Source organism: Pseudoalteromonas luteoviolacea DSM 6061 (genome assembly GCF_001625655.1).
Lineage (GTDB): Bacteria > Pseudomonadota > Gammaproteobacteria > Enterobacterales > Alteromonadaceae > Pseudoalteromonas > Pseudoalteromonas luteoviolacea.
Genome location: NZ_AUYB01000104.1, coordinates 71,757 through 87,944 on the forward strand (window position 1 = coordinate 71,757; position 16,188 = coordinate 87,944).

Consider the following 16,188-nt stretch of genomic DNA (forward strand, 5'->3'; position numbering starts at 1 on the left):
GGTTGCGTGGTGTGTAATAGCGCTGCTTGGGAATTTGAGTGTCATACACATGACAAACTCTTGGATATCAGACGATGCAAAGGGCTTGACGACTCAATTGTCAAACTACGTTGAACCTGTCGACAGTTTTGATGTGCACGAAGAAGCGTTGAAATTTGGGTTTACTCCAGAGCCGCCTAGCCAATTCCCGCTAACTTGGTTTTCGAGTCAGTACCGTATAGATTTGAGCCAGCAGCAATTAGTGCTCTATCCGAATAAGGCCGTTTTGAAGGGGCTTACTATCAGTGTTTGGCTCAATATTGCGTTATTTTTGGCTGGGTTAATGATTACATTGAAGAGCAACCTTAGGTTTAGATCGAAAAATAGTACCGCAGGGCTCAAGGCTGAAAACATCGGGCATAAATCTATTCCCCCGAGCGCACAAGAGCTAATTTTACCTGTTAGCACCGGTCAACAAGTCAATATGTTTGCGATGTTTAAGTGGCGCTGTGAGTTACCAAAACATATTGAACCGCAGAGTCACTTTAGCGTGACCTTGGCCAAGTGCTTCAATAAATATCGCTACTGTTCAGCTAAGTACTTATCATCAGGTGCGTTGGCCGTGACTTTATCTTCTTTGAGTAAAGATGAAGTAGAGCAAACGGTTAAACGCTTACACGAAGTAGTTTACCAAGCGCTACTCGCATTTCGTGGGGATTTGTCGAGAAGCGCAGTCAAGTGTGGAGCATGCTTTTATAGTGAGGGGGCTGATCAAACTCAGGTTTATCAAATCGCTCGTTCCTCATTAAGTGTGGCGCAAAACCATGTTTGGCAACACATTCATATGCTGCCTTTAAATCGCACCTTAGCGGAGAGTTTGTTGGATGCGGAGTCGAACGTCATTGATGATATAAAAGCAGGGCGGTTTGTACTGTTTTTTCAGCCGCTGTTTGATTTTAAGACTCAAGACGTTATTCAAAGTGAGGCATTACTGAGGGTGAGACATAAGACGCTTGGGCTAATAACAGCAGGTCAGTTTATTCACAAAATTCATCGCAGTGAACATTTAATTGAGCTAGATAAATCGATTGTACAGCAAGCGTTAAAAGTGCTCAGTAAGGAACCAAAAGGGTTCACTGTGAGTGTAAATTTGCATGTTGTGAACTGGTCAAACAGTGAGTTTTTGAGTTGGCTTATCGCTATTTTAAGGGCGTCTGGTAGAGCTAAAGATGTGACTTTAGAACTTATGATTTGTGACTACTATCAACATCGTAGTTATTTTGAGCAGTTTTTTGATGCCTTGTCTCCCCTAGGGGCAAGCATTGTGCTCGACCATGTAAACGGGCCTTTGGACGTAGTACCGCTGCAAAAGGTGCATAATATTGTTGGGGTAAAGCTTGCGTTTGAATTAATTCATGATATTCAGTCAAGTGCTAAACGACGGGCAGTCGTTAAACAAATAGTGAATCAAGCTAAAAAATTACAAGTACCTGTGTATGCTGTGGGTGTTGAAACGCAAGATGAGCTCAATTGTATCAAGCGGTTAGGGGTTGATGGCGCGCAAGGGTATTACTTCAGTGCCCCTCTACTTGAGCTTGAGAATAGCTTAAATTAATTTACGATATCGAAGACCATCTAGGCCCTGCAACCCGCCAGTATGAACCGCTACTATTCTACTATGCTTAGGGAAGTAATCGTGCTCAATAAGCTGCCAGATACCATGCATCATTTTACCCGTATATATTGGTTCTAAAGGGAGTTTATGGCTTTGTCTCATACTCTGGCAGAATGTCCAAAGCTCCTTACTAAACTTGCCGTAACCTCCACCATGAAATTGATGCAGTAACTGCCAGTTTTTTTGCAAGGCAGCAGCAGGGTTTAGGCGACAAACTTCCTCAGTAAGATACTCAGCGCCTTTTAGGACACAAAAACCTAGTATTTGAGTTATTTTAGGCAAACCATTTAATAGTCCTGCGAGTGTTCCTCCACTGCCGACTGCACAACAAACATAGTCGCTATCAGGAAGGGATTGGGCCAGTTCTTGGCAACCTAATAAAGCAAATTTGTTGCTCCCACCCTCGGGTATTATGTGGGTATTGGGATATTGTTTTGCTAAGTCTTGCAAGTAAGCATTGTCAGATCTCTGTCGGTATTCTAACCTTGTGACTGCATGTAAATTTACACCACAAGCTTTTGCAAGACGCAGAGTTGGGTTTTGCTCATCTAAATGGGGTCCTCGTACTATGATATGTGCAGGGATGTTGAATAGTTTACATGCCATGGCGGTCGCGTATAAGTGATTTGAAAAAGGTCCGCCAAATGTTAGTAAAGAGCGGTAATTTTGCTGCTTGAGTTCAATCAAGTTGTATTTTAATTTGCGCCATTTATTCCCCTGTACAGTGGGGTGTAAAAGGTCATCCCTTTTAACAAGAAGTTCCACTTTTTTAGCAGTTAGCATTGGGTGGTGAATACGTTGAATTGGTGACTCTAGGTGCTTGGAATTGAACATCAGATTTTAGATTTCTCTATAAATAAGCGCTTTGAGGTTATTATTTCATGAAAATGTGCAGAGAACACTGGTAACGACGTGACTAATAGTTGTAAACTCAGATATTAATTGTGCAAAGCTTGTGTTTTACTCCGTAAGTACATAGCATTAAGCATTAAAACATCAAAAATAACAAAGACCAAAACAACTGCCGCTGTTGGGAATGGAATATATGCGAATTGCTCCTTTATCTCTTTTTGTCTCTGCCGCCTTATTGTCTGTAAGTGTTTGGGCACAAGATACTGCGACTGTGACAGCTATCGAGTCAGAGCGCTCTGAAAAACAAGCTGAGTTAGACAGATATACTCAGATTTTAGATAAGCATGTTGCTGAAGAAGCCCGTTTACAGGCTCAGCTAGAATTATTAAGACAAAATTCCAGTGAGCTTGATAAAGAAAAGAACCAAGCTTTAGATGCAATGAATGATTTATATCGTCGTTTAATCGATGATCCGTCAATTGACATTTCTTCTGCTCAACTGAGATATCAGCAATCAGTATCCGACCATAAATCGAATAAAGAAGACATCGCGATGCAGTTAGCGGCCATAGCATCGCACCGCAAGGATATTGAGCAAATTCGCGTCAGCAAACACACGCTTGTCAATACGATTGCAAGTTTGAGAGATCAGCTGAGTACCGCACGAGTTGAGCGTCTTCGCAATGAGTTCACAAGAGAAGGTACGTTAGAGGTTGAGCATACCATTAACTGTAAGCGCACAGAGACCTTAGCTGCATGTGAGCAGCGAGGCCAGCAGCTTGGTTTACAAAAAGCGACTAAGCGTTTCATTGACCAAATTTTTGCTAATTTAACCGAACAAAGAATTGTTGAACCGAAACGTCATATGGCGGGTGCACAGGTTCAGGTTGTGAGCAGTCATGTGGTGGGTAGTGCATTTAGTGGTCAGGGTAATTACAGCGTGAATTTAAGCGTCACAATGCGTGGTGACGTTAATAATAGCCGTTTATGCGGCTTATTGTCGTTGGACAATCGTTTCTGTAGTGAGTATGGCACGCCATTAGCAGTAGGGTATCAAGCAAGCTATCCAACAACTTTTAGTGACAGTCAGCTAACTTTTAATGATGACGTTGAAAGTGCAGAGCGCAGTGTACCAAGTATTACGACGTTGCAGCCAAAGCCAGAAATAAAGTCACAAGTATTGCAACAATCTCCAAAAGATAGGCAAGTTGATTTAACTCTACGCTCAAACGTTTACGACGATGAAGTGTTTATTGATGGTGTCAGTTACGGCTCTACTAAATTAGTCGTTAGTGTCCCATTAGGCTCTTATGATATTGAGATCCGTAAATTAGGTTATGAGTCATACAAAGCGAAGATTGACGTGCGCAGAGCACGAACGATCAATGCTAAGCTGATAAAAAAGCCTGAGTCGATTGCTGCACCGACGCCAAAAAGCGAGCAACAGAGCACTCCTATTGCGACAAAGCAAAAAGTCACGCCAAACCTTGTTGAAAACAAAGTGGTGATTATCCCAGCCGGCACTTTCCAGATGGGTGATTTAACTGGAAATGGACTGGCAAATGAGCGCCCTGTTGTAGAAAAAGTGCTGAGCCACTCTTATGCAATGCAAAGCAAAGAAGTCACCGTTGCTGAGTTTAGACAGTTTATTTTAAGTACAGGTTATCAAACAGAAGCTGAAAAAGGCGCTGGCTGTGCACACTATAAAAATGGTGAGCCTATTTGGGAAAGTGAATACAACTGGGACAAACCAGGGTTTGAACAAGCTGACAACTTTCCCGTTGTATGTGTCACGTATGAAGATGCCAAAGCATACGCCAATTGGCTATCTGGTGAAAAAGGCATTCAATACAGACTTCCCAATGAAGTTGAGTGGGAATATGCTGCCCGTGCAGGTACAAGTTCAGAGTACCCATGGGGAAATGAAATTGGCCGCGGGCTAGCAAATTGTGGCTGGTGTGGTAGCGATTGGTCGAATAAAAGCCCTGCACCAGTTGGTGAGTTTTCACCGAATAATTATGGTTTATACGATACCGTTGGTAACGTATGGGAATGGACGCAAAAGCGTGCTTCACAAGAGGATGTGACAGTTAGGGGTGGAGCGTGGAACTTTGCTCCGAGCTTAGCGAGGGTTTCAACTCGTTTGGCTTTAGCACCAGACTTTAGAGCTAATTATATTGGTTTTAGATTGGTTCGAGAAAGATAAATTAATACACTCGAAGTGAGTGTATTCAGTTAAAGTGCAGTTTGCACTTTGTAGACTTAAATATTTCAGCCGTGGCGCAATTCGACACGGCTTTGTTAAAAGAATTCTTTAAGGTTACCCAGCCTCATGTTTAAAAAGCTACGCGGATTATTTTCTAATGACCTGTCTATTGATTTAGGCACGGCGAATACCCTAATTTACGTAAAAGAAGAAGGTATTGTTTTGAATGAACCTTCAGTGGTCGCGATTCGTCAAGAAAGGGCCGGTGGGCCGAAGAGTGTTGCTTCTGTTGGTACTGCTGCAAAGCAGATGTTAGGTAGAACACCCGGCAATATCAAAGCGATTCGTCCTATGAAAGATGGGGTTATTGCCGACTTTTATGTAACAGAAAAAATGCTTCAGCACTTTATTAAGCAGGTTCATAACAACAACTTCATGCGCCCGAGTCCGCGAGTGTTGATCTGTGTTCCCTGTGGTGCAACTCAGGTTGAAAAGCGAGCAATTCGTGAGTCAGCTATGGGAGCTGGTGCGCGCGGGGTATATCTAATTGAAGAACCTATGGCTGCGGCAATTGGTGCAGGTTTGCCAGTATCAGAAGCGACGGGTTCTATGGTCGTTGATATTGGTGGTGGTACTACAGAAGTAGCAATTATCTCTCTAAATGGTGTTGTATATTCATCTTCTGTTCGCATTGGCGGTGACAAGTTTGACGAAGCTATTATCAACTACGTTAGACGTAACTTTGGTAGTTTGATCGGTGAAGCAACGGCTGAACATATAAAACACGAAATTGGTTCTGCATTTAAGAGTGAAACCCCGATTGAAATTGAGGTGCGTGGCCGTAACTTAGCGGAAGGTGTACCACGTTCATTTACATTAAACTCTCATGAGATTTTAGAAGCTTTGCAAGAGCCACTAATGGGTATTGTGAGTGCAGTTATGGTTGCACTTGAGCAGTCTCCACCTGAGCTCGCGTCGGATATATCTGCTCATGGTATGGTTTTGACAGGTGGTGGTGCATTATTAAAAGATTTAGATCGTCTACTTATGGAAGAGACTGGTATTCCAGTTGTCGTTGCTGACGATCCGCTAACCTGTGTAGCTCGAGGTGGTGGTAAAGCCCTAGAGATGATAGATATGCACGGTGGCGACGTCTTTAGTTACGACTGATGAATTTACTGTTTGGCCGAAGTGTATCTCTACAACTGCGACTTACCGTCGCAGTTGTGCTTAGTATCATGCTAATTATTGGGGACCGGTACACATCTGGCGGTACGTTTGTGCGCACCACGCTCAATACGCTAGTAAGCCCTGTGTTGTATGCGGCCAATGTACCTTATGAGCTCTTCAATGTAGGGGCTGAAAGCTTAAATACTCGAGAGCAGCTACTACAAGAAAACCAAGCATTGCGCTCTAAACAGCTACTACAAAGTGAGCAACTGCAGCAATATCAATTTCTACTGAAAGAAAATGTCGAACTGAGGGCGTTATTAGGTGCGTCATCTCGTCAATCTAATGCCCGTCAAATTGCCCAAGTCTTGTCAGTGCGTTCAAATCGTTACAGCCATCAGGTTGTAATAAATAAGGGGACGATAGACGGTGTTGAAGAAGGACAAGCTGTTATTGACGAGCTCGGACTAGTTGGCCAACTTACCCAAGTTGGGACAACCACATCACGCGTACTTTTAATGACAGATACCACCCATGCCACGCCTGTGCGTATTTTGCGCAATGATGTCAGTATGGTAATTGAAGGAATTGGTAAAATTAACTTAGTACAGTTGGCGCATGTATCTCATAGCCTGGATATTCGGATTGGCGATATCTTAGTTACTTCTGGTTTAGGTGGGAGATTCCCTGAAGGGTATCCTGTGGCAGTTGTCACTGAAATTGATCGAGATGAGGGGCTGCCGTTTGCTAAAGTATATGCAGAACCGATTGCACAGCTGGACCGCATTCGCCTGCTTGTTATTTTAGGCGAAGGTGAGCAAGGAGCAGTCAATGAGTCGTAGCTTTTCCCTTGTCGCATTCAGTGTTTTTTTAGCCTTGATTATGGCACTCATGCCTTTGCCATTTTCATTGGAACCATTTAGGCCTGACTGGGTTCTGTTGGTGCTAATGTATTGGTCTATTGCTATTCCACACCGAGTCAATATCGGTTGGGCTTGGTGCACAGGTTTGATCATGGATTTGGCTGTTGGCTCGCCTTTGGGTATAAATTCTTTAACTTACTCTGTATGTATTTATATTACAGTGAGCAACTTTCAAAAGTTACGTAACTTTTCACTGTGGCAACAAGCTATGTTAATTGGTTTGTTTCTAGCCCTTTATCATTTACTGCAGTTTTGGTTGAATCACTTTTTATTAGATATTTACTTTGATCCAGCCTACCTGTGGCCGGCATTGATAGGTATGTGTTGTTGGCCTTGGATTTTCTTATTGCTAAGAAAGTATCGAAGGCATTTTAGGATCCGTTAATGACTATAAAATTATATTTGGCTTCCGCTTCTCCACGTCGTAAGGAACTACTCACCCAACTTGGTTACGATTTTGAACAATTTTCTATCGATGCAGATGAAACAAAATTTTCAAATGAAACTCCAAGTACTTATGTAGAGCGCTTAGCACGCTTGAAAGCACAAAGTGGTGTGAAGTTAGGCTATCAAGATAGGCCGGTATTAGGCAGTGACACAATTGTTGTAGCTGATGGTCAAACGCTTGGCAAGCCGAAAGATTTGGCGGACTTCAAAGCGATGATGACTCTACTATCTGGCAATACACACCAAGTAATGACTGCTGTAGCGTTAGCAGATGGTGAGAGAGTAATGAGTACTACCGTAAACACTGAGGTAACATTTAAAACGTTATCAGAACAAGAAATAACAGCATATTGGCAAAGTGGAGAGCCCCATGATAAAGCCGGTGGATATGGTATCCAAGGTTTAGGAGGACGATTTGTCAGTCAGCTAAAAGGTAGTTATTTCGCAGTAGTCGGACTACCTTTATATGAAACAGATGAACTAATTCAAGCATTTATGGCAGGCCAAGATGAGTAGCGAATTATTGATCAATGTGACGCCAAGTGAAAGTCGCGTAGCCTTAATTGAAAATGGGGTTTTACAAGAAGTTCAGGTAGAACGTGTCGGGAATCTCGGTATCGTTGGCAACATCTACCTTGGCAAAGTGAGTCGAGTATTACCTGGAATGCAGGCTGCTTTTGTAGATATAGGCTTAGAAAAAGCCGCTTTTTTACATGCTTCAGATATCGTAAGCAGTGCTTCTATCGAAGAAGATGTTGATGAACAACCAGTAAAAAAAGTTCAGGATATTAGAGAGCTAGTAAAGCAAGGTCAGTTTATTATGGTGCAGGTTGTTAAAGACCCTATTGGCACCAAAGGGGCTCGCCTGACAACGGATATTACAATTCCCTCGCGTTATTTAGTTTTTATGCCAGACGCAACCCATGTAGGTGTTAGTCAAAGAATCGAAACAGAAGAAGAACGCAGTCGATTGAAGAGCATTGTTGCTGAGTACAATGATGAAAACGGCGGGTTTATTGTAAGAACTGCTGCCGAAGGCGCCGCTGAGGCAGAATTAAAACATGATGCTGAATTCCTAAAAAAACTGTGGCAAAAGATTGTTAGTAAGCGACGTAAAACCAGTAAAGCAAGCATTTTACATGAAGATTTAACCCTCGCCTTTCGCACATTACGTGACTATGTGGGTGAAGACATGGAACGGATTCGTGTTGACTCTAAATTGACCTATCAACAACTGAAGTCATTTACCGAGGAGTTCGTTCCACAGCTGTCTAACACGCTCGAGTATTACCCGGGTGAAAGGCCAATTTTCGATTTGTTCGATGTCGAAGCTGAAATTCAAAAAGCATTGCACCGCAAAGTGGAACTAAAATCTGGCGGCTATTTAATCATCGATCAAACCGAAGCAATGACGACCGTTGATGTAAATACAGGCGCATTTGTTGGTCACAGAAACCTAGAAGAAACTATTTTCAATACTAATGTGGAAGCGACCTCAGCTATCGCTCGTCAGCTTAGGTTAAGGAACCTAGGCGGTATTATCATCATAGACTTTATTGATATGATTTCAGATGAGCACAAAAGGCGGGTACTGCACTCACTCGAAGCAGCACTAGCGAAAGACAGAGCTAAGGCAAACATTAATGGCTTATCAGCCCTTGGTTTGGTTGAAATGACGCGTAAACGCACCAGAGAAAGCTTAGAGCATATACTGTGTGATGTTTGCCCATCTTGTTCAGGCAGGGGATCGTTAAAGACTGTTGAAACGGTCTGCTACGAGATTCTCCGTGAAATTGTACGAGTCAATCGAGCCTATGATGCTGATAAATTTATGGTTTATGCGTCTGCAGCCGTCAGTGAAGCACTGGTTAATGATGAGTATCACAACTTAGCAGAGTTGGAGCTATTCATAGGCAAGCAGGTCAGTATTCAAACTGAGAACTTGTACAGTCAAGAGCAGTTTGATGTAGTAATGATGTAGGGCAATATGCAAGCCAAAACGATATGCTTCTTTTGTGTGAGAAAAGTTTGGCAGGTGTTCGCCGTGACCTTGGTAACACTTGCTGTGCTTGTATCGCTGTTGAAGCTAACGTTACCCTATGCAAATGATTATAAAAGCAGCATTGAGTCTCTTATCTACGAACAACTCAATGTTGAATTAAGCATTGGTTCAATCAGTGCAAGTTGGCAAGGGACAGGCCCAGCTTTACTGCTTAAAGATGTTAGTTTTGAAGACAATCAAGCTTCTCCTATCTCTGTACAAATTGAAAGTACAAACTTACAAGTGAATATGGTTGAATCAATTCGCCAGTGGCAATTGATCTCCAACTACTTTGTGCTCGATGGCTTCAAAGCCCATGTTTATCTCGACAAGTTGAAGCTTGATAGCAACTCTGGGGAGTTTGAGCAGCAAGCTCTAATAGAAGGCTTGTTTCTTGGAGATACTGGTCACTTCTCTGTTCAAAATAGCGAAATACACCTCTACACTAAAGCGCAAAAACAGCATTCTGTGCTCATCCAAGATATGGTTTGGCAAAACAGTGAAGATGCGCATCATGGTGAGGGGCGTCTGGTTTTACCTAATTTATCTCAAGGGAGTCTCGATACTTTAGTTCGTTTAGAAGGTAAAACGCTGGAGGGAATTGGCGGTGAGATCTTTCTTCAAGCAAGAGAGCTTGATGTACTGAAGTTAATTGATGAACATTTAGATAAATCAAACGATGTGATAAGCGCAAGTATAAATGGGCAGCTTTGGGCACAGCTTAAACAGGGGCAATTGGATGACATTTTGCTCCAATTTGAGCCAAGTTATTTGAAATGGCAAGGTGATAGTCAGGACAATAAGTTAGGGCTTGATGGCGGCAAAATTAAATTGCATCGAGAAGGTTCTAATTGGCGTTTAAACAGCTCTGAGATTTACTTCAGTCATGGTGCGCATGTATACGACCCTGTGCTATTGCAAGGTGAGTGGCGCGATGAAAAAAGTCAGTTTTGGCTCAAACAATTTAATGTGGATCTGGTGATTGATGCCTTGTCATTAACTCGGTACGAGTGGGCTAATAAATTGGTCAAAAGTGATGTTAAAGGCCAAGTGTCACAGGCAAAGTTAGCATGGGATAAGTCTAGCGGTTTAAATATCTGGGGAATTATGGAAGAACTCAGCTGGCAAGAGACTGAGTTGGCTCCTGGGTTTGCAGGTTTAGGCGTTGAATTTCACTGGTTAGCCGACCGTGGCGTGGTGAGTGTCAATGCACATCGGCAGCAGCTTGTCACTGGTCCTCGTTTTATTGAGCCTATTGCAGTTGATGAGCTAAATGGCGACATTTATTTTTGGGCGGATGAGCAGCAGTTCTGGCATGTCCAATCTGACAATATGTGGGTGAGTAATTCAGATTTAAGTGTTGCTTTAGAGTTTCATACGCGTTTGTTTGAAGAGCCTGAACTGGACTTATATGCTGAAGCATATGGTGGCGACGCTCGGATTGCTGGGCGCTATTTCCCACTGGAGTTAATGCATACTAACCTTGTCAGTTATTTGAATAAAGGGATCTTAGCTGGTCAAAACAAAGGCACACAGGTGCTTGTTTCAGGTCCTTTGAAAGACTTTCCATACCGCGGTACTCATGGTCAATTTGAAGTGTTGGCGGAGATCCAAAGCGCCGAATTTCTATTTGCACCAGATTGGCCAAGCATTCATAGCGCCGATGTGTTATTGCATTTCATCAATGAACGTATGGACATTACCACACAGTCTGGGCAGCTGGCGAATCAAACTATTCAAGGTGATGTGGCTGTGCGGCTAGCCGATTTAGAGCAAGCAGATATCTTAACGGTGGATATTAATCAGACGATAGAAGCAGCTTCATTACTGCCATTTTTTGCACAAACGCCTATCGCAGATCCTTTGGTGAACGTGTTAGACGTAGTGCAAGGGCAGGGGCAGGTATCAGGTGCTGTCGGGCTAGAAATAGATTTAGAAAGTTTGGATGTTATAGCTCGCGGGCGTGTACTTTTCGATGATAACACCATTCACCTCAGTCAGCCGGGTATGCAATTAGAAAAGGTTTCTGGAATACTTCAATTTAATGATGATGAGATATCTTTTTCAGAGGGGGTGGCATCGTGGTTAGCTATGCCTATGTCTTTCTCGGTAAAAGGAGATGGAGATCAACACGGGTATTTGGTTAGCGTTGATACATCCATGATGATTTCAAGTGAGAAGTTACTCCCGTATGGGCATGGCATTATGGATGATTTTATTGAAGGTGAAACCAAACTAGATACCAATGTTACGCTGAATTTTGAAGATGCTGGGTTTAATTATTTGGCGAGTTTCCAATCTAACTTAAACGGAACTGCGATTGAATTACCTGCCCCTTATCAAAAAGCACAGGAAGACACTCGTTTATTGTCGGGGGAAGTAAGGGGGGATGATATCTCTAACCTCATTACCGCAAATTATGGTGATATTCTTTACTTTAATGGGATCCTTGACAATCAGAGTGGGCAATTAGATAAAGCACATTTGGTTGTGAGTGAGCAAAACCGCGGTTTAGATAAATCGGGCTTTGTGGTGACGATAGAGCACCCAGAACTAGAGCTTGAACCTTGGTTTAATTTTATTGATCGAATTATTGAGAAAAGCACTCAATCGAGCTCCGAGGGTGCAAACATTTTACCTGAATTAAATGAGATCCGCGCTAATCTTGGGCAGCTTGATGTGGGGGGCTTGCTCTTCAATGACTTTGAAATGCGCATGACACCTGAGCAGCAAGCGTTAAAAATGCGCTTAGCTGGCAAGGAACTTAGGGCACAAGTACTGATCCCAACAGATGACGCCAAAAAACCAATTCAAATTCAAGCAGACTACTTACGTTTGAATTCCAAAAAAGCAGATGAGGAAGAGAGTCCAGCTGACATTAGCACAGAACAGCCAGATCAAACTTGGTTAGCGGCTATTCCTGCCATTGAATTTGGTTGTGATGACTGTCGATTGAATCGTTATCAGTTAGATAGAGTTAACCTAGCATTATTTGGCGATGGTACTCGACTAAATATTACCAATTTAAGTGTTGATAAAGGCACCCATACTTTGACAGCGAAAGGAAGCTGGCAAAATGGAACATCTCAATTTACTGGAAATCTAAGTAGTGCTGACTTTGGTGATTTAATGGAAGAGTTTGACGTCACATCCACCGTTAAGGATTCTCAAGCAAATATAGATTTTGATTTACAATGGCAGTCTGCTCCTTATGACTTTCAATGGACGAGTCTTGGAGGTGAAATACAATGGCGTTTAGGTGAAGGACACTTAACCGATATTAGTGACCAAGGCGCACGTGTATTTTCTTTGCTGAGCCTAGATTCATTAGTACGTAAATTAAAACTAGATTTTCGAGATGTATTTGCCAAAGGCTTTTTTTACAACCAAATGGAAGGCAGCCTGCAATTAGAAAATGGTATTGCCTACACCCAAGATACCAAAATGGATGGTGTGCCAGCGGATTTAAGCATTTCTGGCTATGCAAATTTAAAAACGCAGGAAATTAACTACGATTTAGCCATCGCGCCTCAAGTTACCTCAAGTTTGCCAGTTATTGTTGGCTGGATGGTTAACCCCGTAACGGGCTTGGCTGCACTGGCTATTGATAAAGTGATCCACTCTGCCCGTGTTATTTCGGAGATCAACTTCAAAGTGACTGGGACTATGAAAGAACCTGTGGTAACTGAAGTAGATCGTAAGAGCCGAGAAGTGACTTTGCCGGGAGCTAAAAAGCCGCCTGTCGAGGGAACATCTAATCCCGAAGAAAAGAGCCCCGCTCCGTCAGAGCTAAATCAAAAGACGGCAACCAGTTCTTATCCCAGTGGCGTTTCTGAGCAAGCAGTTAGCAATACTGAGTCTTTTAAAAAAAGCGCCGCTGAGGTTGTTGTTGAAGCGCAGGATATCAATTCAGAGATTAGTCATGACGATACAAAGTCAGCGACAAAGCAAGAGGCTGAGCAGGCAAAGAACGAAACAAAACAAGAGCAGGGACCGCCGGAGGGCGCATTTTAAATAGGGTTGTCTTGGCCGTTCAAAAAATGTGAAACAAATAAAAGATATTTGGAATAAAGCGATGCGTAAAAACGTCAATATTGTTGTTGTGCCGATGTGCTCCAAAAGACAACCTGAAGAAAATTTTGAGTATCTGACCATGCAGCTTGATCGACTTTCGATTTCAGAGCCCACATTAATTTGTCTACCGGAGGCTTGGTTAGCTTTTTGCCGAGATGGACAAGAGTCCCATGAGGTATCTAAACAAGCAAAACATTGGGTATCAGAGCTTTCTAGCTTGTGCCAAGCGAAACAGGTATGGATAGCTGCTGGAACAATGCCCATTGATTCTGGTACAGGGCGCTATTTCGCTGCAAGCTGTCTATTTAATGCTCAGGGGGAGTTGGTTACCACGTACAATAAAATACATTTATTCGATGCTGATGTGGCTGATTCATCAAAGCACTATCGCGAATCTGAGTTTACGCAGGCGGGAAGTGAGATCCAAGTTGTAGATAGTCCATTTGGTAGACTAGGCTTAAGTGTATGCTACGACGTGCGCTTTCCTGGCCTTTATCAAATGCAGCGGGAGTTAGGCGCTGATATTATACTGGTTCCGAGCGCATTCACGACGGTAACGGGGCGTGCACACTGGTTACCTTTACTGCAAGCGAGAGCAATTGAAAATCAGTGTTTTGTTATTGCAGCAGCACAGGTGGGCAAACATGAAAATGGGCGAGAAACTTATGGCCACAGTGTCATAATATCGCCATGGGGCGAAGTTTTGGAAAACAGCGAATTATCTTTGCAGCCAATACAGCGACGTATCGATTTAAACGAAATTGATAAGATCAGAGCTGCTATGCCAGTCTCAATGCATAACCGATTTAAGAGCAATTATTTATGAATCAAGTTGAAAAGAACTTGCTGACTAACAGTGAGTTAACACGAGAGCAGCTAGAGCAGACGCTTAATTATATACATCAACATCAAGTGGACTATGCCGATCTGTATTTTCAATCAAGCTACCATGAAACTTGGGTCCTTGAAGATGGGCAAGTTAAAGAAGGTAGTTACAACATTGAACGAGGCGTTGGTGTGCGAGCTGTGAGTGGCGAGCAGACTGGCTTTAGCTATTCTGATGCAATCAATTTAGAGGCAATGAATCAAGCAGCAGAGGCGGCGCGCTCAATTGCCTCGCGTGGAGAGTCACAAACTGTAGAAGTGTTTACTGAACGGACCGCACCAATTCAATTTGCGCCAGTGCAGCCCTTGCTGAGTATGAGTGATGAGGAAAAAATTGCTTTGCTCAGAGAGGCAGATGCCGCTATTCGCGATATTGCGCCGGATGCACAGCAAGTAGTGTGCTCTATTGCGGCGGTGTATGAAGAAGTCCTCATTGCAGCAAGCGACGGCACTTTCGCTACTGATATCAGGCCGCTCGTGCGTTTGAATTGTTCAGTGTTGCTTGAGCAAAATGGACGACGAGAAAGAGGCAGTGCAGGAGGCGGAGCTCGATTAGATTACGGGTATTTTAAAGAGCTTGTGGACGGCAAGCCGAGGTGGCTGAGCTATGTTCATGAAGCGGTGAGAATGGCGAGAGTTAATCTAGAAGCCATTGATGCACCGGCCGGCACAATGCCAGTTGTACTCGGTGCAGGTTGGCCGGGCGTACTGTTACACGAAGCTGTAGGGCATGGCCTAGAGGGCGATTTCAATCGTAAGGGGGCATCTGCATTTAGTGGCCGCGTTGGTGAGCAAGTGGCGTCTGAGCTTTGTACCGTAGTCGATGATGGTACATTGGCCAATCGCCGAGGCTCTCTCAATATTGATGATGAAGGGACGCCAGCAGGTTACAATGTATTGATTGAAAATGGTGTGTTGAAGGGTTATATGCAAGATAAGACCAATGCGCGTCTGATGGGAACTCATTCAACGGGTAATGCTCGTCGTGAGTCTTTTGCCCATTTACCAATGCCACGTATGACGAATACCTACATGCTACCAGGTAAAAGCACTCAAGAAGAGATTATTAGTTCGGTGAAAAAAGGCATATTTGCCAGTAACTTTGGTGGTGGCCAAGTTGATATAACGTCTGGTAAATTTGTTTTTTCAGCATCCGAAGCTTATTTAATTGAAAATGGTAAAGTGACGCAGCCTATCAAGGGCGCAACTTTGATTGGAAATGGTCCAGAAGCAATGCAATATATTTCTATGGTTGGCAATGACTTAGCCCTCGATAGAGGTGTTGGTATTTGTGGTAAAGATGGACAAAGTGTTCCTGTTGGAGTAGGGCAGCCAAGTTTGAAGATAGATCAACTAACGGTTGGCGGTACAGCATAAATAAAAAAGGAGGGTATCCCTCCTTTTTTAATCTAAAATTGCGTCTTTTAAATATTGAAACAATTCTTTGTATCCCTTTGCGGGCTTTTCAGCTTTTAACTCTTTATTCGCTTGGCGTACTAATTGACGTAATTTTTGTCGCTCCATACTTGGGTACGCATCAAGTAGCTCATTGATTTTACTATCACCTTGGGAAATGACCTCTTCTCGAACTCGCTCGACTTGATTTAACACCACCTCGGCTTGATTATTTTTATTTAATAAGGTGTCCAATGCGCGCTGTAAGTCTTCAACATTGTCCGTTGTACGTAAGACTTTAGCAATATAGTTCATATGGCGGCGATAGGCGTCGTGTTTGCCACGGATCTTGTCGGCTAGTGCCATGGCTTCAAGCAGTTCGTTGCTTAAAGGTAATTTGTCTCTTTGCTTCTTACCTAGCTCCGCAATGTCGATACCAAGTTGTTGATATTGCTGAGCATCTCTTTTAAGCTCGCTTTTTGATACATAGATGATTTCTTCATCTTCAATGTGGTTATCTGATTTTTTTGCCATAACTTTT

General features: G+C 43.0%; 12 protein-coding genes. 10 read left to right on the forward strand and 2 right to left on the reverse strand.

Annotation, left to right across the window (positions count from 1 at the left end):
• The first annotated feature begins 49 nt into the window (after window positions 1-49).
• The gene (locus N475_RS13770) at window positions 50-1,594 is read left to right on the forward strand and encodes an EAL domain-containing protein (protein WP_063365445.1); all 1,545 of its coding nucleotides are present in this window, start codon (window positions 50-52) and stop codon (window positions 1,592-1,594) included.
• On the opposite strand, the gene N475_RS13775 is transcribed toward N475_RS13770, so the two are convergent.
• Window positions 1,586-2,488 (reverse strand): 1-aminocyclopropane-1-carboxylate deaminase/D-cysteine desulfhydrase, encoded by a 903-nt coding sequence (locus N475_RS13775; RefSeq protein WP_063355573.1) that lies wholly within the window; start codon window positions 2,486-2,488, stop codon window positions 1,586-1,588. The genes N475_RS13770 and N475_RS13775 overlap by 9 nt on opposite strands.
• 211 nt (window positions 2,489-2,699) lie before the next feature.
• Here N475_RS13775 and N475_RS13780 point away from each other — a divergent pair, with 211 nt between their 5' ends.
• The 9 genes from N475_RS13780 to tldD all read left to right on the forward strand — a co-directional run bounded on the left by N475_RS13780 (window position 2,700) and on the right by tldD (window position 15,629).
• The gene (locus N475_RS13780) at window positions 2,700-4,712 is read left to right on the forward strand and encodes an SUMF1/EgtB/PvdO family nonheme iron enzyme (RefSeq protein WP_063365446.1); all 2,013 of its coding nucleotides are present in this window, start codon (window positions 2,700-2,702) and stop codon (window positions 4,710-4,712) included.
• 126 nt (window positions 4,713-4,838) lie between these two features.
• Window positions 4,839-5,882 (forward strand): rod shape-determining protein, encoded by a 1,044-nt coding sequence (locus N475_RS13785; protein ID WP_063365447.1) that lies wholly within the window; start codon window positions 4,839-4,841, stop codon window positions 5,880-5,882.
• On the forward strand, window positions 5,882-6,724 hold the full coding sequence (mreC, locus tag N475_RS13790; RefSeq protein ID WP_063355571.1) for a rod shape-determining protein MreC: 843 nt from the start codon (window positions 5,882-5,884) through the stop codon (window positions 6,722-6,724). Before N475_RS13785 ends, mreC begins: the two co-directional genes overlap by 1 nt.
• Window positions 6,714-7,190, forward strand: coding sequence for a rod shape-determining protein MreD (mreD, locus tag N475_RS13795; protein ID WP_063355570.1), 477 nt, complete (start codon window positions 6,714-6,716; stop codon window positions 7,188-7,190). The genes mreC and mreD overlap by 11 nt, the downstream gene beginning before the upstream one ends.
• Complete coding sequence (locus tag N475_RS13800) at window positions 7,190-7,768, forward strand: Maf family protein (protein ID WP_063365448.1); 579 nt, start codon at window positions 7,190-7,192, stop codon at window positions 7,766-7,768. Before mreD ends, N475_RS13800 begins: the two co-directional genes overlap by 1 nt.
• On the forward strand, window positions 7,761-9,233 hold the full coding sequence (gene rng, locus N475_RS13805) for a ribonuclease G (RefSeq protein ID WP_063355568.1): 1,473 nt from the start codon (window positions 7,761-7,763) through the stop codon (window positions 9,231-9,233). The genes N475_RS13800 and rng overlap by 8 nt, the downstream gene beginning before the upstream one ends.
• Window positions 9,234-9,239: 6 nt before the next feature.
• A complete protein-coding gene (locus N475_RS13810; protein WP_063355567.1) occupies window positions 9,240-13,307 on the forward strand; it encodes a YhdP family protein in 4,068 nt (1,355 codons plus the stop codon).
• A gap of 61 nt (window positions 13,308-13,368) precedes the next feature.
• Window positions 13,369-14,193 (forward strand): carbon-nitrogen hydrolase family protein, encoded by an 825-nt coding sequence (locus N475_RS13815; RefSeq protein ID WP_063355566.1) that lies wholly within the window; start codon window positions 13,369-13,371, stop codon window positions 14,191-14,193.
• Complete coding sequence (gene tldD, locus N475_RS13820) at window positions 14,190-15,629, forward strand: metalloprotease TldD (protein WP_063355565.1); 1,440 nt, start codon at window positions 14,190-14,192, stop codon at window positions 15,627-15,629. The genes N475_RS13815 and tldD overlap by 4 nt, the downstream gene beginning before the upstream one ends.
• A gap of 27 nt (window positions 15,630-15,656) precedes the next feature.
• Here tldD and yjgA read toward each other — a convergent pair whose 3' ends face one another.
• Window positions 15,657-16,181: a ribosome biogenesis factor YjgA gene (gene yjgA / locus N475_RS13825; protein WP_063355564.1), complete on the reverse strand. Its 525-nt coding sequence runs from the start codon at window positions 16,179-16,181 to the stop codon at window positions 15,657-15,659.
• Window positions 16,182-16,188: the final 7 nt, after the last annotated feature.

Excerpts from the sequence above, each read along its gene's own strand:
- N475_RS13770 (WP_063365445.1), top strand. The coding sequence starts at position 50 with ATGACAAACTCTTGGATATCAGACGATGCAAAGGGCTTGACGACTCAA.
- N475_RS13775 (WP_063355573.1), bottom strand. The coding sequence starts at position 2,488 with ATGTTCAATTCCAAGCACCTAGAGTCACCAATTCAACGTATTCACCAC.
- N475_RS13780 (WP_063365446.1), top strand. The coding sequence starts at position 2,700 with ATGCGAATTGCTCCTTTATCTCTTTTTGTCTCTGCCGCCTTATTGTCT.
- N475_RS13785 (WP_063365447.1), top strand. The coding sequence starts at position 4,839 with ATGTTTAAAAAGCTACGCGGATTATTTTCTAATGACCTGTCTATTGAT.
- mreC (WP_063355571.1), top strand. The coding sequence starts at position 5,882 with ATGAATTTACTGTTTGGCCGAAGTGTATCTCTACAACTGCGACTTACC.
- mreD (WP_063355570.1), top strand. The coding sequence starts at position 6,714 with ATGAGTCGTAGCTTTTCCCTTGTCGCATTCAGTGTTTTTTTAGCCTTG.
- N475_RS13800 (WP_063365448.1), top strand. The coding sequence starts at position 7,190 with ATGACTATAAAATTATATTTGGCTTCCGCTTCTCCACGTCGTAAGGAA.
- rng (WP_063355568.1), top strand. The coding sequence starts at position 7,761 with ATGAGTAGCGAATTATTGATCAATGTGACGCCAAGTGAAAGTCGCGTA.
- N475_RS13810 (WP_063355567.1), top strand. The coding sequence starts at position 9,240 with ATGCAAGCCAAAACGATATGCTTCTTTTGTGTGAGAAAAGTTTGGCAG.
- N475_RS13815 (WP_063355566.1), top strand. The coding sequence starts at position 13,369 with ATGCGTAAAAACGTCAATATTGTTGTTGTGCCGATGTGCTCCAAAAGA.
- tldD (WP_063355565.1), top strand. The coding sequence starts at position 14,190 with ATGAATCAAGTTGAAAAGAACTTGCTGACTAACAGTGAGTTAACACGA.
- yjgA (WP_063355564.1), bottom strand. The coding sequence starts at position 16,181 with ATGGCAAAAAAATCAGATAACCACATTGAAGATGAAGAAATCATCTAT.